General features: G+C 49.4%; 19 protein-coding genes. 15 read left to right on the top strand and 4 right to left on the bottom strand.

All coding sequences use genetic code 11. From position 1 onward, the window contains the following. Nucleotides 1-130 precede the first annotated feature (130 nt). From ilvC to ACSSVF_RS01775, 3 genes are read right to left on the bottom strand one after another with little or no spacing between them, the layout of a single operon-like run. Nucleotides 131-1,147 (bottom strand): ketol-acid reductoisomerase, encoded by a 1,017-nt coding sequence (gene ilvC, locus ACSSVF_RS01785; RefSeq protein ID WP_492405007.1) that lies wholly within the window; start codon nucleotides 1,145-1,147, stop codon nucleotides 131-133. A gap of 58 nt (nucleotides 1,148-1,205) precedes the next feature. Further along, nucleotides 1,206-1,697 (bottom strand): acetolactate synthase small subunit, encoded by a 492-nt coding sequence (gene ilvN / locus ACSSVF_RS01780; protein WP_055828089.1) that lies wholly within the window; start codon nucleotides 1,695-1,697, stop codon nucleotides 1,206-1,208. Next, nucleotides 1,697-3,460, bottom strand: coding sequence for an acetolactate synthase 3 catalytic subunit (locus tag ACSSVF_RS01775; protein WP_492405005.1), 1,764 nt, complete (start codon nucleotides 3,458-3,460; stop codon nucleotides 1,697-1,699). The genes ilvN and ACSSVF_RS01775 overlap by 1 nt, the downstream gene beginning before the upstream one ends. Nucleotides 3,461-3,660: 200 nt before the next feature. Here ACSSVF_RS01775 and ACSSVF_RS01770 point away from each other — a divergent pair, with 200 nt between their 5' ends. The 8 genes from ACSSVF_RS01770 (at nucleotide 3,661) to azu (ending at nucleotide 9,351) form a co-directional block, all read left to right on the top strand. Then, on the top strand, nucleotides 3,661-3,969 hold the full coding sequence (locus ACSSVF_RS01770) for a hypothetical protein (protein WP_492405003.1): 309 nt from the start codon (nucleotides 3,661-3,663) through the stop codon (nucleotides 3,967-3,969). Nucleotides 3,970-4,047: 78 nt separating this feature from the next. Next, nucleotides 4,048-4,662 carry a 30S ribosomal protein S4 gene (gene rpsD, locus ACSSVF_RS01765; protein WP_442585521.1) on the top strand — a complete coding sequence of 205 codons (615 nt, stop codon included), beginning with the start codon at nucleotides 4,048-4,050 and terminating at the stop codon, nucleotides 4,660-4,662. Nucleotides 4,663-5,345: 683 nt separating this feature from the next. Beyond that, nucleotides 5,346-6,206, top strand: coding sequence for an energy transducer TonB (locus tag ACSSVF_RS01760; RefSeq protein WP_492405001.1), 861 nt, complete (start codon nucleotides 5,346-5,348; stop codon nucleotides 6,204-6,206). A 32-nt stretch (nucleotides 6,207-6,238) separates the two neighbouring features. Then, a complete protein-coding gene (locus ACSSVF_RS01755) occupies nucleotides 6,239-6,982 on the top strand; it encodes a MotA/TolQ/ExbB proton channel family protein (RefSeq protein WP_492404999.1) in 744 nt (247 codons plus the stop codon). After that, nucleotides 6,979-7,398 (top strand): ExbD/TolR family protein, encoded by a 420-nt coding sequence (locus ACSSVF_RS01750; RefSeq protein WP_492404997.1) that lies wholly within the window; start codon nucleotides 6,979-6,981, stop codon nucleotides 7,396-7,398. Before ACSSVF_RS01755 ends, ACSSVF_RS01750 begins: the two co-directional genes overlap by 4 nt. Before the next feature lie 35 nt (nucleotides 7,399-7,433). Further along, nucleotides 7,434-8,570 carry a PepSY-associated TM helix domain-containing protein gene (locus ACSSVF_RS01745; RefSeq protein WP_492404995.1) on the top strand — a complete coding sequence of 379 codons (1,137 nt, stop codon included), beginning with the start codon at nucleotides 7,434-7,436 and terminating at the stop codon, nucleotides 8,568-8,570. Nucleotides 8,571-8,575: 5 nt separating this feature from the next. After that, a complete protein-coding gene (locus ACSSVF_RS01740; protein ID WP_492404993.1) occupies nucleotides 8,576-8,761 on the top strand; it encodes a hypothetical protein in 186 nt (61 codons plus the stop codon). Between the two features lie 116 nt (nucleotides 8,762-8,877). After that, nucleotides 8,878-9,351: an azurin gene (azu, locus tag ACSSVF_RS01735; protein ID WP_442585527.1), complete on the top strand. Its 474-nt coding sequence runs from the start codon at nucleotides 8,878-8,880 to the stop codon at nucleotides 9,349-9,351. A 21-nt stretch (nucleotides 9,352-9,372) separates the two neighbouring features. Here azu and ACSSVF_RS01730 read toward each other — a convergent pair whose 3' ends face one another. After that, nucleotides 9,373-9,516, bottom strand: a complete 144-nt coding sequence (locus ACSSVF_RS01730; RefSeq protein WP_492404991.1) for a hypothetical protein — start codon at nucleotides 9,514-9,516, stop codon at nucleotides 9,373-9,375. A 248-nt stretch (nucleotides 9,517-9,764) separates the two neighbouring features. Here ACSSVF_RS01730 and ACSSVF_RS01725 point away from each other — a divergent pair, with 248 nt between their 5' ends. The 7 genes from ACSSVF_RS01725 to ACSSVF_RS01695 all read left to right on the top strand — a co-directional run bounded on the left by ACSSVF_RS01725 (nucleotide 9,765) and on the right by ACSSVF_RS01695 (nucleotide 18,960). Further along, complete coding sequence (locus ACSSVF_RS01725) at nucleotides 9,765-10,313, top strand: HugZ family pyridoxamine 5'-phosphate oxidase (RefSeq protein WP_442585528.1); 549 nt, start codon at nucleotides 9,765-9,767, stop codon at nucleotides 10,311-10,313. 17 nt (nucleotides 10,314-10,330) lie between these two features. Further along, a complete protein-coding gene (locus ACSSVF_RS01720) occupies nucleotides 10,331-11,422 on the top strand; it encodes a hemin-degrading factor (protein ID WP_492404989.1) in 1,092 nt (363 codons plus the stop codon). Then, on the top strand, nucleotides 11,410-12,342 hold the full coding sequence (locus ACSSVF_RS01715; RefSeq protein WP_492404987.1) for a heme/hemin ABC transporter substrate-binding protein: 933 nt from the start codon (nucleotides 11,410-11,412) through the stop codon (nucleotides 12,340-12,342). Before ACSSVF_RS01720 ends, ACSSVF_RS01715 begins: the two co-directional genes overlap by 13 nt. After that, nucleotides 12,339-13,406 (top strand): FecCD family ABC transporter permease, encoded by a 1,068-nt coding sequence (locus tag ACSSVF_RS01710; protein WP_492404984.1) that lies wholly within the window; start codon nucleotides 12,339-12,341, stop codon nucleotides 13,404-13,406. The genes ACSSVF_RS01715 and ACSSVF_RS01710 overlap by 4 nt, the downstream gene beginning before the upstream one ends. Before the next feature lie 3 nt (nucleotides 13,407-13,409). After that, complete coding sequence (locus ACSSVF_RS01705; RefSeq protein WP_492404982.1) at nucleotides 13,410-14,243, top strand: ATP-binding cassette domain-containing protein; 834 nt, start codon at nucleotides 13,410-13,412, stop codon at nucleotides 14,241-14,243. Between the two features lie 153 nt (nucleotides 14,244-14,396). After that, the gene (locus ACSSVF_RS01700; RefSeq protein ID WP_492404980.1) at nucleotides 14,397-16,505 is read left to right on the top strand and encodes a TonB-dependent siderophore receptor; all 2,109 of its coding nucleotides are present in this window, start codon (nucleotides 14,397-14,399) and stop codon (nucleotides 16,503-16,505) included. Nucleotides 16,506-16,710: 205 nt separating this feature from the next. Next, nucleotides 16,711-18,960: a TonB-dependent receptor gene (locus ACSSVF_RS01695; protein ID WP_492404978.1), complete on the top strand. Its 2,250-nt coding sequence runs from the start codon at nucleotides 16,711-16,713 to the stop codon at nucleotides 18,958-18,960. Nucleotides 18,961-19,019: the final 59 nt, after the last annotated feature.

Raw genomic sequence — 19,019 nt, 5'->3', positions numbered from 1 at the left:
TTACATCTGCCTGTGCTTTTTGCCTACGGCGGTTTAATCAGAATTTAGATTAAACCTTCAGGCTGTGGCCAACGAATCAAAAAAATAGTTTTTAGATTGGTCTTTTAATTGTCGATCAATTTTCTAAAAATTAATTTTTAGATTGATCTACTAATTTGTTTTTCGCAATCCAAGGCATCATGCCGCGCAGTTTGTTACCGACTTGCTCGATTGGGTGAGCAGCGTTCAAACGACGACGCGCAGTCATTTCAGGATAGTTGGTACGGCCTTCCAGGATGAACTGTTTAGCGTAGTTGCCGTTCTGGATGTTAGCCAGGCACTCACGCATCGCATCTTTGGATTGGCTGTTGATCACGCGAGGACCAGTCACGTACTCACCATATTCCGCGTTGTTCGAAATAGAGTAGTTCATGTTGGCGATGCCGCCTTCGTACATCAGGTCAACGATCAGTTTCAGCTCGTGCAAGCACTCGAAGTACGCCATTTCTGGCGCGTAACCAGCTTCAACCAGGGTTTCGAAACCGGCTTTTACCAACTCAACCGCGCCACCACACAGAACCGCTTGTTCGCCGAACAGGTCAGTTTCAGTTTCTTCACGGAAATCAGTTTCAATCACGCCACCTTTGGTGCCGCCGTTAGCCGCTGCATAAGACAATGCGATGTCTTTGGCTTTGCCGGAAGTGTCTTGGTAGATAGCGATCAGTGAAGGAACGCCGCCGCCTTTTAAGTATTCTGAACGCACGGTGTGGCCTGGGCCTTTTGGTGCGATCATGATCACGTCCAGGTCAGCACGTGGCACGATCTGGTTGTAGTGAATGTTGAAACCGTGCGCAAAAGCCAGGGCAGCGCCTTTTTTCAGGTTAGGGGCGATTTCGGCATGGAAGATTTCTGCCATGGTTTCATCCGGCAGCAATACCATCACAACGTCAGCTTCTTTCACTGCAGCAGCGATTTCCAGGGTTGTGTGTTTTGCGCCTTCTGCTTTGGCCCATGAACTGCCGCCTTTACGCAAGCCGATAGTGACGTCTACACCGCTGTCGCGCAAGTTTGCTGCGTGTGCGTGACCTTGTGAACCGTAGCCCACGATAGTCACTTTTTTGCCTTTAATAATGCTTAAGTCGGCGTCTTTGTCGTAATAAACGTTCATGTCTGCTTTTGCCTTTCAATACAAATGCTTTGGTATATATATGAATAAATAAGGTGGTTTAAACTTTGAGGATGCGATCGCCACGACCAATGCCGGACGCGCCGGTACGCACGGTTTCCAGAATCGCGCTGCGGTCTATGGCTTCGATAAATGCATCCAGTTTGCTGCAAGAGCCGGTAAGCTCAATAGTGTAGCTATTGTCGGCCACATCGATAATACGGCCGCGGAAAATGTCGCACATACGCTTCATTTCGTCTTTATAAACGCCGGTGGCTTTAACCTTGACCAGCATCAATTCGCGCTCAATGTGCTTGCCATCGTTGAGGTCCAGCACTTTGACCACGTCAATCAACTTGTTGAGTTGTTTGATAATTTGTTCGATCACATCATCGGAACCGGTGGTGACGATGGTCATGCGTGACAGGGTAGGGTCTTCTGTCACGGCCACGGTGAGTGATTCAATATTGTAACCACGTGCGGAGAACAGGCCTGCCACGCGTGACAGCGCACCGGCTTCGTTTTCCATCAGCAGGGAGATAATGTGGCGCATTATTGCTCTCCCTTCAGGCGTGCACCGCTTAATGGGCTTAAGACCATTTCTGACAAGCCTTTGCCATTTTCAACCATAGGGAATACGTTTTCGGTCTGGTCGGTTAAGAAGTCCATAAACACGAATTTATCTTTCCTGGCAAACGCTTCTTTGAGTGCGCCTTCTACATCCGCCGGGTTGGTGATCTGCATGCCGATGTGGCCATAGGACTCAGCCAGTTTGACAAAGTCAGGCAGGCTATCCATATAAGACTCTGAATAGCGGTTCTCGTAGAAGAACTCCTGCCACTGACGCACCATGCCCAGGTAACGGTTGTTCAACAGAATCACCTTGATCGGCAAGCCATATTGCGCACAGGTGGAGAGCTCCTGAATATTCATCTGGATGCTGCCTTCACCGGTAATGCAGGCCACTTGCGCATTCTTGTCTGCGAACTGACAGCCCATCGCATATGGCAAGCCAACGCCCATGGTGCCTAGGCCGCCAGAGTTGATCCAGCGACGTGGTTTGTCAAACTTGTAGTATTGCGCCGCCCACATCTGGTGCTGGCCAACGTCTGAAGTGACGTATGCTTCACCTTTGGTCACTTCCCACAGCTTTTGCACCACGTATTGGGGTTTGATCACGGTGTCGGAGTAGGCGTAATCCAGCGATTGCACGCCGCGCCACTCGTTGATCTGATCCCACCAGTCGGCGGTGTCTGTGGTTTTGTTTTCTTCCTGCGCCAGGATTTCTACCATGTCGGCAAGTACGGATTGCACGTCACCGACAATCGGCACATCTACTTTTACGCGCTTGGAAATGCTGGAAGGGTCCACATCGATATGAATGATGGTGCGTTTCTGGCCGGTAAAGTGTTTCGGGTTGCCGATCACGCGGTCATCAAAACGCGCGCCAACGGCCAGCAGCACGTCACAGTGCTGCATCGCCATGTTCGCTTCGTAACTACCGTGCATGCCCAGCATGCCAACAAATTGTTTGTCGGTCGCAGGGTAGCCGCCCAAGCCCATCAGCGTGTTGGTTACCGGGAAATTCAGCGCTTTGGCCAGTTGTACCAGCTCGCTTGAGCCATTGCCCAATACCAGGCCGCCGCCGGTGTAAATCATCGGGCGTTTTGCACCCAGCAATAATTTAACGGCTTTTTTGATCTGACCGCTATGGCCTTTCAAAATCGGGCTGTAAGAACGCATCTCTACCGTTTTCGGGTAGATGAAGTCAGCGATGTGCGCAGTGATATCTTTAGGGATGTCGACCACAACCGGGCCTGGACGGCCGGTTCTTGCAATAAAGAACGCTTTTTTAATGGTAGGCGCGATATCTTTTACATGCTTCACCAGGAAGTTGTGTTTGACACAGGGGCGGGTGATGCCAACCATGTCCACTTCCTGGAATGCATCCATGCCGATGGCGGGTACTGGTACCTGGCCACTGATCACAACTAAAGGAATGGAATCCATATAGGCCGTTGCAATGCCAGTCACCGCATTGGTAGCACCAGGGCCGCTGGTGACCAAAGCCACGCCAACGTCACCAGTTGCGCGTGAGTAGGCGTCTGCTGCATGCACGGCAGCCTGCTCATGACGCACCAGAATATGCTTAAAGCCATTCTGCTTATATAGTGCATCATATATATGCAAGACAGCACCACCTGGATAGCCAAATACGAATTTGACTTTTTCTTCATTCAGGCAGTTGATGACGATATCAGCACCAGTCATAGATTTGGCGTGAGTGTCGGTCGCAGAGTGGGCTGAAGAGTCCATAAAATCTTGATTATTATGCTAATTAATGTTGAACCCTATACATTAGCTTGCTTTGCTGTTTTGGTCAAGATTATCGCGGTTGCCACTTGAAGGTAATAAAAACTATTTGTTTATTTGAAAAAGAGTTTGCAAATAATTGTTGACTTCCTAAATGAGAAACATTATCATTTGCGAACTGATTGAGGAAAGTTAACAAAATAATGCAAGCCGATTTCGCTATCAAAGCAAGTGAGTTGTTTGATCCGGATTTGCCAACAGCGAGTGCTGTGCTTGTATCGTTAAGTTGTGTGGCCACCCGCTACGCAATCAATCCTTCCGAAGACCTTGCATTGTTGGGGTGCAGTTTGGCGCAGACATTAAACGCGCCAGAGTATGCGGAAAGTCATTTGATTGAGTCGGCAGCCAGGCAATTGTTACAGGATTGGCAGGCGCTTTTACAGGCGCATCGTGAATTTTCTTTGCAACAAGAGGTCACGGATTTTGTTACCCCCTCTTCAACAATACAATAATACGCTACAATATAGGGTTCACTAATTTAGTAGCGACTAATATTTAACTTCAGATTTTAAAGGAAAGGCTTTGAAACAATGAGAACCACAGGACCAAGACTGAAAATTATGCGTGCATTGGGTATCGAATTACCTGGTTTGTCACGCAAGTCTATTGAAAATCGTCCAAATCCACCTGGACAGCATGGCAATCAGGCAGCGCGTCGTCGTCGCTCTGACTTTGCGGTGAAATTGGTGGAAAAACAAAAGATCCGTTTCAACTACGGCGTGAGCGAAAAGCAAATGCGTGGTTTGATGCTGGAAGCCCGTAAAGGTAATGAGCCTACTGGTGAAAAATTGATGTCTTTGCTTGAGCGCCGTTTAGATAACGTCGTTTTCAGAGCAGGTTTTGCGCCAACAGGTATTGCAGCTCGCCAATTGGTAAGCCATGGCCATATTCTGTTGAATGGCAAATCAGCCAACATTCCATCTATCCGTCTGAAGGTGGGTGATGTGGTGACTCTGAAAGAGAAAAGCCGCAAGATCCCTATGGTGGTTGAAGCGTTGGCAACTCCAAGCCTGGCGTTACCTGAGTGGGTGTCAGTAGATACGACAACTGCTTCTGTGAAAGTTGGACATTTGCCATCGATTGATGATGTGCCGTTTCCGCTGGATGTTCAGCAGGTCGTTGAATATTACGCTAACCGAGTGTAAGTTTAACTGAGTGAAGTGAAGAATTTCGAGCAGCCCTGAGGCTGCTCGATAAAGAGTTTGAGCAATGCTCCTAACCCCAACATGTCATTGCTCAAATAGGCGTTGTTTTTATGCGCCAAATTACCCCTGGTAAGGGTGTTCCTTGAAATCTGATGCCGCTGTGCTTTTGCATGTAAGTCGGCTTTTTTTTGGGGTCCAATCATATAGGAATGCATAACTTATTGCAACCAATGTCTTTGCCTTGATGCAAAGTTGCCGTTGCAAGGTTTATAAGTAGGTATTTGGTAGGGTTGATGCTGGGCGATTGTTGGGAGATGACAGATGTCTGGTCATATTGCTTGGTAGCACCGCCAACTGTTTGATTACATTGTCGCGCGCTAATGTTTCGCGTGTACCAAATTCAAGCAAATGAATGCTGATAGATTGTCATGATGCATGGTAAATCTCAGTATTTATCGTCATTTGTCACGTGATCCATTTCTTGGCGTTTTGTCACTTTTCTCGCGCTGCTTACAAGCAAGTGCTGATGAGTTGCCTGTCAATTGCCCTGAATTGCGATAAGGCGTTATAGTATTGCAATGCTTTTTATATACTCAATGTTTAGGCTTTGAGTAAGCAAATATGAGAATGATGCGCATTAACTTGCCTTCTGGCTATTTTTACAAGTATGAGGATGTGTGTGGATGTTTCAGCGTGAATCTATAGCGGGATTACCCTTAAGGCCTGCGCGGGCGCAAGCTTCCAAGGTTCCTGAGCTGAGCTTGCATCATCGTCAACCCAAGCCATTAGCGGGTGTTTTCCGCTGGCCGGCGCTGGCGACAGAGACCTGGCTGAAACGTGATAAACAACAGCGTGGGTCTTGGGTCGGCATGGCTGCTGTTATCCTGCTGCATGCCACGCTGGTCTGGTGGGTGTTTATACATGCAGAAGCGCCGGTTGTTCAGCCAAAGCCAGAGCCAATGACGGTCTCTTTGATCACCCTGCCGGCCAAAAAAGAAGAGGCACCAGCCCCTGAAGTCGTGCCTATCATCAAGCAGCAGCCCGTTGAAAAACCTGTCATCAAACCAAAAGAAACACCGGTGAAACCCGTCGTGCGGCCAACGCCTGTGGTTGAGCGCATCGTTGAACCGACCGCCGATACACCACGTTTTGAAGCCAGTACCCAGCCAGCAGCACCGCCAATGGAAGCGCCGGCTGCCGCATCGGCCAAACCTGCGCCTGCACCTGCAGCCCCGCCCAAACAAGAAGTTGTTGAAGAAAAAGAGGAGCCGCCCAAGTTTGGTGTGGCTTACCTGAATAACCCTGCACCGGAATACCCTAAGCTGGCCAAACGCGCTGGTGAGGAAGGTCGTGTAGTGTTGAAAGTGCTGGTCTCGGCTGAGGGGCGCCCGGATTCGGTAGAGATTTCAAAAGGCAGTGGTTTCGAGCGTCTTGATACTGCAGCCCTGAATGCAGTAAAACAATGGCGATTTGTGCCAGCGCGCAAAGGCGAAAAAACAATTAGTGCTTTTGTCATGGTGCCATTGGCATTTACATTAAATTAAATATTGAGTTTGACTGGAAAGGAAGTTTTTTAATGGAATCTACTAGCGGTTTGGCATTTATCACTGAAGGTGGCGTTGTGTCAGTGATTGTGGCGCTGATTTTACTGACCATGTCGGTATTGAGTTGGTATTTTGTGGTGGTTAAATCCTGGCAGGTGTTCAAACACAAGCGCGAGGTGAGTGCTTATGTGAGCCAGTTCTGGCGTAAGGCAACCTTGCAAGAAGCGTTGCAGGAGTCCAAGCTGCCTTCTCCTGCATATCGGTTAGCGCTGACTGCGGTTGAATCCACACAGCACCATCAGCAGTATGCGACACAATCATTAGGTGCTGCCTGTAGTCAGGATGAATTTATCGCGCGCCAATTACGCCGCACCTTATCGCAAGAGCAGGCAACCCTGGATAGCGGTTTATCCGTACTGGCCTCAGTCGGTAGTGTGGCGCCATTCGTAGGTTTGTTCGGTACCGTGTGGGGCATTTATCACGCCTTGACAGCCATCGGACAATCCGGCGTTGCCACCATTGATAAAGTGGCAGGCCCAGTAGGTGAAGCATTGATCATGACGGCGATTGGTTTGGCGGTAGCGATCCCGGCGGTGCTGGCGTACAACGCTTTCATTAAGGCGAACCGTGTGATTATGGCTGAGCTGGAAAGCTTTGCCCAAGACCTGCATACGCTGCTGACGACGGGGGCGCCGCTTATGATAAAGCTCGGTAGCAAGTCAGCCAATGTCACAGACATTCACGCACGCGTGGTCAACAAAGGTGGCAATTCATGATAGGTCAGAATCCATTCAGTGCCGGTGAGCACACACAGCCAATGAGCGAAATCAACACGACGCCATTGGTGGATGTCATGCTGGTGCTGCTGGTGATCTTTATTATTACTGCGCCTTTGCTCACGCATGCGGTGAAGATCGACCTGCCGCAGGCTACCTCACAACCGCTGGAAGAAAAGCCGGAAGTGATTGACCTTGCAGTGGATGCCGATGGCAAACTATATTGGAACGATAGCGAAATTGACAAAGATGCGCTGATTGTGCGCATGAATCAGGAAAGTGCCAAACAGCAGCAACCTGAGTTGCAAATACGTGCCGACAAAAATACACGCTATCAAGTGCTGGCAGAAGTCTTGGCGCAAGCGCAAACAGCAGGCATGAAAAAAGTCGGTTTTGTCAGCCAGCCTCAGCCATAAATAACCGTCGTAAATAAAAGCGCAGGCAGTGTGATATGACGCAGCAATCTATTCGTCGTTGGGCATGGATCCATAAATGGTCCAGCCTGATTTGCACGGTATTTATGTTGCTGCTTTGCCTGACTGGGTTGCCGCTGATCTTCAGTCACGAAATCCATGACGTGCTGGGTGATCATATCGTCACCCCGACCATACAGCATAACGGGCCGATGGCGAGTGCGGACAGCTTGCTGGCCACCGCAAAAAAGAAAAATACGGGATTTTTGCCCTTGTACATGTACCGCGACGATGATGAGCCATTGCAGTGGACCATCAGCATGGCCAAAACTACAGACGCCACCAGTGGCTTTAAATATGTGGTGATGGATGCGCGTACCGCACAGGTGTTAGGTGAGCCGCCCGCTGAAGAAGGCTTTATGTACATCGTCTTCAAACTGCATGTGGATTTGTTTGCCGGTTTGCCGGGTATGCTGTTTTTGGGCCTGATGGGCTTTCTGCTGGTGATCGCCATCATCTCCGGTGTGGTGCTGTATGCGCCTTTTATGCGTAAGTTGCCATTCGGCGAAATACGCCACCAGCGTGGTGAAAAGCTGAAGCGGCTGGATATCCATAATATGCTCGGTATCGTGACATTTAGCTGGTTTCTGGTCGTGGGCGCCACTGGCGTGATCAATGCCTGGTCGGACTTGCTGGTGAAATACTGGCAATTCGACCAGATGTCACAAATGATCGCGCCTTATAAAAATCTGCCGCCACCCACACAGTTTGCATCTTTGCAGCAGTCATTAGAAGTCGCGCAGAAAGCCGAACCGGACATGCTGTTAGGTTTTATTGCTTTCCCCGGCACGGCTTATACCAGCCAGCACCACTATGGCATTTTCATGCGTGGTGACAGCCCACTCACCAAACGCTTATTTAAACCGGTGTTGATCGATGCGCAAAACGCAACCTTGACAGACAGCCGCCCCTTGCCCTGGTATCTGGTTGCTTTGCTGGTCTCTCAACCCCTGCATTTTGGTGATTACGGCGGCATGAGCCTGAAAGGCATATGGGCAATACTCGATATATTGAGCATTATCGTGTTATGGACCGGCCTGAAATTGTGGTGGAAAAAACGCCATCAGTACTTACCAGTGACAAGTGCGCGCCCGATACTGCACAGAGCGAGCTGAGCGATATGCGCAATCATTCATTAACACAGATTTTTTTATGGCCTGCTGTCATCGCAGTGGTGTCATTCACTGGTTTGGTGACTGCCTTGCTGGTAGATGATGCACGGGAACTGTTGTCCGATGCCGCAGTCGGATTGCCAATACTGATCGCCGCGTATTACTACTGGATAAAGCCACGCGCGAAAGACTGAAAAAGTTAATCTTGCCTGAAACAGGTGTGCTTCAGGCAGTTTTAAAACCCGAGCCAGCCAACGAGTGAAAACTTCAGTAGCCAGCTATTTTTTGTTATGGATGAAACGGAGAAATCATGAATTTAAAACGTACACAATGGCAACAATTAATCGCTGTTGCTGGTAGCGCAATCTGTTTGCTGCAACAGCCTGCTCAAGCAGCTGATAAATGTGATGTGTCTGTAGATGCCACTGACCAGATGACATTCAGCGTGAAAGAAATTGCTGTGCCAAAAGCCTGCAAATCATTCACGATTAACCTGAAGCATGTAGGTGCCATGAAAAAAACAATCATGGGCCACAACCTGGTCGTCAGCAAACAGGCTGATGAGCAAGGCGTATTGCAAGATGGCAGTAAAGCAGGTGCTGCTCAGTCCTACGTTAAACCACAGGATGCACGCGTAGTGGCGGCAACGACTGTGATCGGTGGTGGCGAAAGCGCAACGGCTTCTTTTGCACCTTCTCAGTTAGACGCTGCAGGTAACTATGTATTTTTCTGTTCTTTCCCTGGCCATGCTGCCTTGATGAAGGGCACACTTAAATTGATCTAAGTCTTCAGACTTACCCGGTTTCTATTCGGGTGTAATGATCAGTACCATCAACACTCCGCTCTCCGCAAGGTAGCGGAGTTGTTTTTTCTGCTCAGGGAATTTTTGTTTTACTTTTTTAAAATAGTCGCCTATTGTTAACTCAAGCAAAGACGGGCGTTGATACATGATCGCTACTTGAAAATGGGAATGCTTCTCATGTAGAATGACCGCTGTAAGAATTGATAACTTTTCAGCACCAATCAGAACATTCTGCGTTCAATGGTGGAGTTTTTGTTGTGCCGACAAGCCATTCCAAAGATCGCTACGAAACAATCTGAAGCAGGCGTGTAAAGCAATTTGCGCGAAAAGGTTCTCCCGCATCCCTGTTATCACGTCGTGCCTCTTCAATGTATGAACTTTAAGGAAATAGACTTATGACCGATCAGGAAAAACTTCAATCAGTGGGTGAAGAAGCCATTGCGTTTAAAGGCTTGTTCAAAACTGTACAACTGGCGAGTGTGAATGCGCAGGGCGTGCCAGAGGCAAGTTATGCTGCGTACGTCGAGCGCGATAACAAGTTTTATATCTACGTCAGTGAACTGGCCACGCATTGTGCCAATTTGCGTGAGACCGGCTTGTGTTCAGCCATGTTTGTTGAGAGTGAAAAAGACGCCGGACACCTGTTTGCCAGAAAACGCCTGGTGTTCAAATGTACTGCACAAGAAGTGGAAAGAAGCACCGCCAAATTTGATGAAGTGATGGCGCTTTTCTACGAGAAATTTGGTAAGTTCATGGATGCGATTGGCAAGCTGACTGATTTCCATATGGTCGAGTTGACGCCATCACACGGTAGTTATGTCGCCGGTTTTGCAAAAGCCTACCACCTGAACGGCCAGGATCTATTGCAAATCACCCATCGCAATGACCAGGGCCATGCAGCACCAGATGCCTCTGCACAACAAAAATTGGACGAGCTGGCCTAATAGTGGCAGATCCAGTGATGAGTATTCAGTTAGCCGCACCGAGTTTGGAAACCATACGCCAGCAATTTGCCTTTGAGCGCCAGACGGCTAAAGCGCGCCATAGAGATATTGCAGAAAAATTGCAGATTTCAGAAGGCGAGCTGATCGCTGCGCACGCAGGTGCACAGCAAGAAACTGCTTTGCTGCGCGCGACCAGGCTACAAGCTGACTGGCCAGCACTGATCAAATCCCTGGAGCCATTGGGCGAAGTGATGGCGCTGACACGCAATCTTTCTTGCGTGCATGAAAAAACCGGCGTTTACAAGAATGTAAGCGAAACCGGGCATGTTGGGTTGGTGCTAGCTGGCGATATTGATTTACGTGCGTTTTATGGTTATTGGGCGCACGGCTTTGCAGTCACGGAGTCGGTTGAAAAAGGCGTGCAGCAAAGCCTACAGTTTTTTGATGCTGAAGGCACTGCCATTCATAAGGTATTTATCAAGCCGCAAAGCCACGTCGCAGCTTATGAAGCCTTGGTCAAACGCTTTGCCGATGATCAGCAGGCACCGGGCATAGTGACCAAGTCTGCGCCACCAGCGCCCGCAGATAAACCAGATAGCGAAGTCGATGTGGCAGGGTTTCAGTCCGCATGGCGCACACTGCAAGACACGCACGATTTTTTCGGATTACTTAAGCGATTTGGTGTCTCCCGACTGCAAAGCATGCGGCTGGCAGAGCCGGAGTACGTGCAGCAGTTAAACCTTGAAAGCGCCCGTCAACTGCTGGAAACGGCTGCTGATGACAGTGTGGCCTTGATGATATTTGTCGCCAACCCTGGTATGGTGCAGATTCATTCCGGCATCATTAAAAAAGTGGCCGTGATGGGCCCTTGGCTCAATGTGCTGGACCCTGGCTTTAACCTGCATTTGCGTGAAGACCATATTGCCAGTGCCTGGGTCGTGCGTAAACCAACGGTGGATGGCCTGGTCACTTCGCTGGAGTTGTTTGACAGTGACGGCAATGTCATCGCCATGCTCTTTGGTGAACGCAAACCTGGAAAGCCTGAACTTGCTGAGTGGCGCGCGCTGGTAGAAGCGCTGCTTAAGGATCACGAACTATGTCTGAATTAAACAACCCTATGCATGATTTAGAAACGTCAGCAACAACGGTGCGCCGTAAGTTCCTGTTGCAAATGGGCGCGCTGGTCATTGCTACCTGCCTACCACAAACCTTGCTCCTGGCTGCCGAGAACCAGAAAAGGACCGCGCGGCGCATCGTCAGTATCGGCGGCGGCCTGACCGAAATTATTTATGCACTGGGCGCGAATAGCGAGCTGGTTGGCGTCGATACGACCTCACTTTATCCTGAAGCTGCGACAAAACTGCCTAGCGTGGGTTATGCCAGAACCTTATCCAGTGAAGGCATACTGGCGCTGGCACCTAACCATGTGCTGGCGACTGAAGATGCGGGCCCGCCAGCCGTCTTGCGGCAGATTAATGCCGCTGGTGTGCCAGTCACCGTGCTGCCGGCCAATGATAAATTTGAAGGCGTGCTGGACCGTATCACCCGCATTGGTGCCTTGATAGAGCGTCCGGCACAGGCCAGTCAATTGGTCGAGAAGATGAAAGCGGATTGGCAAAAGGTACGTGAACCTATCTTGGCACGTAAAACGCCAATGCCGCGCGTACTGTTTGTGTTGTCACACAGCCCTGGTCAAATCATGGTCGGCGGTAAAGGCAGCAGTGCTGAAGCCATGATGCACTACGTAGGCGCGCATAATGCGATTCAGGGCTTTGATGGTTTCAAACCCTTGACGCCAGAATCTGTGATCGCGGCACAACCAGATGTCGTGCTGTTCACTGATCAGGGTCTGGGTATTGTTGGCGGTATTGACGGGGCGTTGAAACTGCCTGGTCTGGCGCAAACGCCGGCCGGCCAAAAACGCCGCATCGCCTCGCTAGAAGCCATGTTTATGCTGGGTTTCGGTCCGCGCCTGCCGCAAGCTGTCGCCGCATTGGATAATGCACTGGTGAAAGCGATGAACGGATGAGTGCATCAATTAACGTGATGCCATTCGCATCACGTTTAACAGCTGGCTTGATGACTCGGCCAGCTTTGTTTTTATGGGTAATCCTGATTCTCTGTGTCTGGGTTGCGGCGTGGGCCGGGGCAGTGTCGGTACTGCCTGCTGACTGGCTGGCATTGCTGCAGTCTGGCACTGACCAACCGCTGACCGGCGGCGCATATGTGCTGTGGAATCTGCGTCTACCGCGCATCTTCTTTGCCGCGCTGATCGGCGCAGCATTAGGCTTGTCCGGTGCGTTGACACAAGGCTTGTTCCGAAATCCACTGGCTGACCCAGGCTTGTTGGGCGTCACCAGCGGTGCGGCTTGCGCTGCGGCTTTAACCATCGTGCTATTGGCTAACAGTGGCATCGATATCCCTATCTCACTCCGCTACTGGATATTGCCGGTCGCCGCATTTACAGGCGCGATCGGCGTGTGTTTCCTGCTGGATACCGTGGCCCGCTGGCTAACGGCAGATTCAATCGCCGGGCTGTTATTAACCGGCATTGCGCTCAATGCGCTGGCCACAGCGGTGATAGGCTTATGTACCTACCTCGCTACCGACGAACAACTGCGTAGCCTGACCTTCTGGACTTTGGGCTCACTGGCGGGTGCCAGCTGGCCACTATTGCTGGCATTATTGGCGCTACTGCTGGCGGCTATTTGGTACGTACGCCGCCTGGTCAATGAAATGAATGCCCTGGCATTGGGCGAAGCCACGGCAGCCCATGTCGGTGTCAATGTGCGCCATCTGCGTGCGCGGGTCATTACGCTGGTCGCGCTATTATGCGGTTTTGCCGTCGCCTGGTGCGGCATGATAGGTTTTATCGGCCTGGTGGGACCCCATATCGTTAGGCTGGTGATTGGTCCCGACCAACGCCGCCTGGCACCATTGGCCATGCTGGTCGGTGCCATCATCCTGCTGGTTGCGGATACTGCAGCGCGCACCGTGGCGATTCCAGCCGAAATCCCGGTGGGCATCTTCACCGCCTTGCTGGGCGCCCCTTTCTTCCTGGTGCTGCTGGCCGGTATACGCAAGGGAACATAATTCATGTCTCCTCCAATCGCAAACGAGACTTTGCTGGCCCTGCAGGATGTCACTATCAATCTGGGCAAACGCACTTTCGGCCCCTTTACACTCTCGGTGCAAGCGGGCGAACGTGTCGCCATACTGGGCCCTAGCGGCGCAGGAAAATCGACGCTACTCAAATTACTGGCCCGTGAGTTAACGCCAGCCGCTGGTCAGGCAATATTTTGTCAACGCAACCTCAAGGAGTGGTCGCTGGTTGATTTAAGTCGCCGCCGCGCCATTTTGCCGCAATCGCACGAAGTCGCTTTTGGCCTGCCGGTTGAACTGGTCATCGGGCTTGGCCGGGTTGCAAGAGCCTATGATCCTGACATCAGGAAAATAGTGCAGCAATCAGCGGAGTTGGCCTGCGCCGGACATTTATTGGATCGCCGCTTTGATACCTTATCCGGTGGGGAGAAAGCGCGCGTGCAAATGGCAAGAGTATTTGCGCAGCTGTGGGATATTGAAAAAGGCCTGCTGCTGGTAGATGAGCCGCTCGCTGCGCTGGACCCCGGCCTGCAATTCAGTTTAATGGATGCGATTTATACGTTTGCTGCCCAGCGCGGCCATGCCATTCTGGCGATTCTGCACGATATCAACCAGGCATTGCAGGGCTTTGAACGGCTGGTTTTTATCAAAAATGGAGCCATTACTGGCGATTATGCGAGCCCGCAGATGACCATTCCTTTATTAGAAGCCCTTTACGATGTCAGCCTGATCAGCGCCGTCAGCGAAAGCGGCGAAGTGATTGTTGCACCAAGCAAGACGCAAAACGAATATCGCGCTAACGTGGCCGCCAGGCCAATCTCCATCTAAATCAAGTCGCCGGGCCTCCGCAGGTCTGGCAATAACTTTCTAAATTCTCGCTTGAGTCATTTAATGATAATTGTTATCATTCTCAACTTTTTCAAGTTTGCCAGGCAACACGTTTCACTCTAGTTGTCAGCCGCCATAGTTATCGGAGCCTTTATGCACTCTCATCGTATCAATACGATTTCTCTCGCTTTAATGTTAGCGTTTCCAACAGTTTCAGTTTTTGCAGAGGAAGCTGCTAAAACAAATGGTGCAGAAACCTTGCCTGAAGTGTCCGTTAAGGCTGACAAAAATAGTAAAAAGAAAGACAGGTTCATCACTCAGGAACAATCCGCCTCTGTGGGTAAAAGCCCTGTCAGTGTGCAAGATTCGCCACAATCGATTTCAGTGGTTGATGTCGAGCAAATGCGTGAGATGGGAGCGATCAATATCCAGGAAGCATTGACGTATACGTCTGGTGTATATGCAGGTGCATTTGGTTTTGATACACGTGGCGACTCAGCCTCGGTGCGTGGTCTGAATCCATCAATGTTTGTAGATGGGCTGCGTAACTTGTATGGCTCATACAATAATACCCGCCCTGACATTTATACATTGGAGCGCATTGAAGTGCTTAAAGGGCCGTCTTCAGTGTTGTATGGTCAATCTGATTTAGGCGGTATCGTGAATGCCGTGACTAAAAAACCTAAAAAAGAAGCATCTAAAGAAATTAACCTGCAATACGGTATGTATGACCGTAAACAAATTGGATTGGATTTCACCGGGCCTATCACTGCAGATGGCGAGTGGTTATATCGAGTTGTAGCTCTCAAGCGTGATAGTGGCACTCAAGTGGATCATGTGCATGATGATGCCGTGTTATTCATGCCTTCTGTAACTTGGCAGCCTAGTGATAAAACCAGCATCACTATGCAGTATCTGCATCAGAAAGTTGAGAGTCAGGTTTCAGCGCAGTTTCTACCTGCCCAAGGCACTGTATTGCCAGGCCCTCAAGGGCGCGTCTCAAGTAGTACCTTTGTAGGCGAACCAGGCTGGGATCGTTATAACACTAAAAAAGATGAAGTCGCTTTGTTTGTTGATCAGGCATTGACTGACCACCTGAAGCTGGTGGCTAACCTGAAACAGTCGTGGTCTTCAAGCAGTACGCGTGAACATTGGGCGCGCGTGGGGTTCGCGCCGGATGCGGCGGGTAATGCGCAGCGAACGATACATACTGCAGATCGCAATACTGAGGTTTTTGCCAGTGATATTCGCCTGCAAGGTGACTTTTTATTGGGCCCAACTAAACACTTGGTTTCTTTGGGTATGGACTACCAGAACGCCTTGTGGAAAGAGGACAACTATACAAGTACCACTTCGGCATTCGGCATCAACCTCTATAACCCGGTTTATGGGCAAGTTGACTACGCGGCGTTGAGAAATGCGGACCGTGACGACAGCAAGATCGTACAAACTGGTTTCTATCTATCTGAGCATATGGAATGGGGCGCCTGGATAGTATCGGCTGCCTTGAGGCGCGATCATGCAACAAACTCATTGTTGACTGCCAATAATGCCATCCCGGATTCTGATGTGCGCAATTCAGCAACGACCGGCCGTATTGGCTTGATGTATCGCTTCGAGAACGGTATTTCACCTTATGTTAATTACTCAGAAGCATTCATACCGAATTTAGGCACAGATGGTTCTGCAACAAATAGTTATTTGAAGCCGACCGAAGGCGAGCAACGTGAGGCTGGCGTTAAATATTTGGCCAATGATGGCAATACTTCTGCCAACTTTGCCTGGTTTGAAATTGAACAATTGAATCGTATCGTTCAAGGGGCGACACCTGGCGGCGTGCAGCAGATAGGTGCATTTATCCAGGGTTGGGAAACCGATGTGCGTCATCGCATAGGTGACTTCGAACTGCTGGGCAACTACACGCGTATGCATGCTTTTAACGATACCACCAAGCTGAGGGTGCCGTATGTAGCCGAGAAGATTGGCTCCGCCTGGGCGCAGTACCACATCACGCCTAATATCCGGGCAGGTGTGGGTACGCGTTATATCGGTTCAAACGTGGCTGCTGGTGAAACACCAAAACTGCCGTCAGTCACATTATTTGATGCCATGGTTGGCTATACAACAGGGCCATGGGATTTGCGTTTGACCGTTCGTAATATCGCAGATAAAGAATTCCTGTCCTGGTGTCGCAGTGCAGGTACGGATTGTGGATACGGAGAGCGTCAGAATGCTGTCCTTTCAGCAAACTATAAGTTTTAAAAGCGATCGATTAATTTGTTGCGGTTAATACAACAGTGATTATCGGGACAAGTATTCTTATGTAAATTCGGTTGCCTAAATAAATGATAATTATTATCATTTATTTTAGCTTATGGCCGCACAACAAGTGTTAATAAGAGGCTGCTGAGAAATCAGTGGCCTTTCTTTATGCCCAGTGCATTTTTATTCAAAAACGAGAGATTTGATGATCTTAACCAATAAACAAGGCAGCACCATGATCAACCTGCTGCCTAAGAAAACTGCAATCGCTGTGATGTTAGCTTTTGCTGCAGGCGCAGCGTTTGCAGAAGATGCGCAGCCTGAAAAAGACGGCACTGTGACGCTGGATGAAGTAAAAGTAAATGCTTCAGCTGATGCTAATGCCAAAGGTTTAATGAAGCCCTATGCAGGTGGTCAAGTGGCCAAAGGTGGCCGTGTGGGTGTGATGGGTAACCAGGATGCAATGGACACTCCATTTTCAATTAACGCCTACACCAATGCGCTGATTCAGAATCAACAGGCCAAGAGTGTGGGTGACGTTTTATTGAATGACCCTTCTGTTCGTGTGGCACGTGGATTTGGTAACTTCCAGGAATCTTATTTTATTCGTGGTTTTCAGCTCTACTCAGATAGCGTTGCCTACAACGGGTTGTATGGTTTACTACCTAGACAATATATTGCAGCAGAGCTGTTTGAGCGCGTTGAGGTTTTGCGTGGGGCATCTGCATTCTTGAATGGTTCCAGCCCAAATGGCGATGGTATTGGTGGCTCGATTTCACTTCTACCGAAACGAGCACCAAACGATCCATTGAACCTATTTACTGCGGGTTGGAGCTCTGGTAATCAACAATTGTTTTCAGCCGATCTTGCAAGACGCTTTGGGCCGGATGATAGCGCCGGTATCCGGTTAAATGTCTCCAGGAGAGATGGTGGTACAGCCGTTGATAAGGAGCATGCTGAAGTAGATCTAGTTTCTCTTGCGCTGGATTGGCGCGGTGAGAAATTACGATTGTCTGGTGACATAGGTTATCAAGATAACCATTTAAGGCAAACACGCACAAATGTGTCTCTTGACGCGGCGACGGGAGTACCCCGTGCGCCTAGAAGCGACTCAAACTGGGCGCAACCTTGGTCATATTCAAACGAAAGAGATACATTCGGGACTTTGCGCGGCGAGTATGATTTGACGGATAAAGTCACTGCTTACTTTGCTGGCGGTTTTCGTGAGTCGCATGAAGCTAACTCTTTGGCAAACTTGAGCGTGAATAATTCTGCTACGGGAAGTGGTAGTTTATATCGATTTGACAATACCAGAGAAGACTCTGTGCGAACGGGCGAGGTAGGCTTAAAGGGTAAGTTTGAGACCGGCACTATCAACCACGACGTGGTACTAAATGCGAATTTGTATCATTTTGAAAAAAAAGCAGCATATATATTTGATTTTGGAGGTACTTCACTGAGCACTAATTTGTATGCGCCAGTTTATTCTGGATTACCAGCTTTTACTGCATCTGCCGGTGCAGGTGGCGTACTAAGTAATCCAAGCACGACGGGTAGAACGATATTGCGAAGTATTGCATTAGGCGACACATTGTCTATGCTAGACAATCAATTGTTACTGACCTTAGGCATAAGGCATCAGGAAATAGCCGCGACTACCTATGACTACAATGGGGTTTATTCAAATGCTTATGATAAGAGTAAGTTAAGCCCAGTATTGGGTGTTGTGGTAAAACCTTGGGACGGGATATCTTTGTATGCGAATTACATTGAAGGTTTGTCTCAAGGTGCAACTGCGCCACAACCAACCCCTTCACAGCCAATTGCCAACCCAGGACAGACGCTGGCCCCATATGAATCAAAACAGAAGGAAATTGGTGCCAAATTTGATTTCGGTAAGATTCGTGTGACCACTGCTTACTTCACCACTGAAAAACCGCGTGGTTTAATAAATGCAGCGAATGTGTTTACTTCACAAGGTAAAGAAGAGCACCAAGGTGTTGAGCTAATGACGTATGGTCAGCTTTTACCGAGTTTGCGTGTGTTAGGTGGTATCACCTGGCTAGATGCCAAGCAAAAAAATACGGGCAACGCAGCCTCCGAAGATAAGCGAACAATTGGCATCCCAGAACGACAAGCAAACTTGGGTTTGGAGTGGGACGCATTTATGTTGCCAGGCTTAACTTTTGATGCGCGCGTGATTGCTACCGGAGATGTATATGCAGATGGCACTAATACACAACGCCTTCCAGGTTGGACTCGGTTAGATATCGGTGCGCGATATGCAACTGAAATCAAAGGCCACTTGTTTAGTGTGCGTGGACGTGTTGATAATGTCACTGACCGCGATTATTGGGCTTCAGCTGGCGGTTCTTCTAGCGATACTGGTAATTATGGGTATCTGGTACTAGGTGCTCCGCGCACTGTTACAGTAAGTGCTCAACTTGATTTCTAATGTGAACTGATAGCATCCAGTGATCACTTAAAGGCTGCTGTACCATTCTGCAGCCTTTT

The sequence above is a fragment of the Methylophilus sp. E2MeOHC9 genome (assembly GCF_058744375.1).
Note: the sequence above shows the minus strand (reverse complement) of the source record. Positions and strands in the feature narration are given on the sequence as shown.

Excerpts from the sequence above, each read along its gene's own strand:
- ilvC (WP_492405007.1), bottom strand. The coding sequence starts at position 1,147 with ATGAACGTTTATTACGACAAAGACGCCGACTTAAGCATTATTAAAGGC.
- ilvN (WP_055828089.1), bottom strand. The coding sequence starts at position 1,697 with ATGCGCCACATTATCTCCCTGCTGATGGAAAACGAAGCCGGTGCGCTG.
- ACSSVF_RS01775 (WP_492405005.1), bottom strand. The coding sequence starts at position 3,460 with ATGGACTCTTCAGCCCACTCTGCGACCGACACTCACGCCAAATCTATG.
- ACSSVF_RS01770 (WP_492405003.1), top strand. The coding sequence starts at position 3,661 with ATGCAAGCCGATTTCGCTATCAAAGCAAGTGAGTTGTTTGATCCGGAT.
- rpsD (WP_442585521.1), top strand. The coding sequence starts at position 4,048 with ATGAGAACCACAGGACCAAGACTGAAAATTATGCGTGCATTGGGTATC.
- ACSSVF_RS01760 (WP_492405001.1), top strand. The coding sequence starts at position 5,346 with ATGTTTCAGCGTGAATCTATAGCGGGATTACCCTTAAGGCCTGCGCGG.
- ACSSVF_RS01755 (WP_492404999.1), top strand. The coding sequence starts at position 6,239 with ATGGAATCTACTAGCGGTTTGGCATTTATCACTGAAGGTGGCGTTGTG.
- ACSSVF_RS01750 (WP_492404997.1), top strand. The coding sequence starts at position 6,979 with ATGATAGGTCAGAATCCATTCAGTGCCGGTGAGCACACACAGCCAATG.
- ACSSVF_RS01745 (WP_492404995.1), top strand. The coding sequence starts at position 7,434 with ATGACGCAGCAATCTATTCGTCGTTGGGCATGGATCCATAAATGGTCC.
- ACSSVF_RS01740 (WP_492404993.1), top strand. The coding sequence starts at position 8,576 with ATGCGCAATCATTCATTAACACAGATTTTTTTATGGCCTGCTGTCATC.
- azu (WP_442585527.1), top strand. The coding sequence starts at position 8,878 with ATGAATTTAAAACGTACACAATGGCAACAATTAATCGCTGTTGCTGGT.
- ACSSVF_RS01730 (WP_492404991.1), bottom strand. The coding sequence starts at position 9,516 with ATGTATCAACGCCCGTCTTTGCTTGAGTTAACAATAGGCGACTATTTT.
- ACSSVF_RS01725 (WP_442585528.1), top strand. The coding sequence starts at position 9,765 with ATGACCGATCAGGAAAAACTTCAATCAGTGGGTGAAGAAGCCATTGCG.
- ACSSVF_RS01720 (WP_492404989.1), top strand. The coding sequence starts at position 10,331 with ATGAGTATTCAGTTAGCCGCACCGAGTTTGGAAACCATACGCCAGCAA.
- ACSSVF_RS01715 (WP_492404987.1), top strand. The coding sequence starts at position 11,410 with ATGTCTGAATTAAACAACCCTATGCATGATTTAGAAACGTCAGCAACA.
- ACSSVF_RS01710 (WP_492404984.1), top strand. The coding sequence starts at position 12,339 with ATGAGTGCATCAATTAACGTGATGCCATTCGCATCACGTTTAACAGCT.
- ACSSVF_RS01705 (WP_492404982.1), top strand. The coding sequence starts at position 13,410 with ATGTCTCCTCCAATCGCAAACGAGACTTTGCTGGCCCTGCAGGATGTC.
- ACSSVF_RS01700 (WP_492404980.1), top strand. The coding sequence starts at position 14,397 with ATGCACTCTCATCGTATCAATACGATTTCTCTCGCTTTAATGTTAGCG.
- ACSSVF_RS01695 (WP_492404978.1), top strand. The coding sequence starts at position 16,711 with ATGATCTTAACCAATAAACAAGGCAGCACCATGATCAACCTGCTGCCT.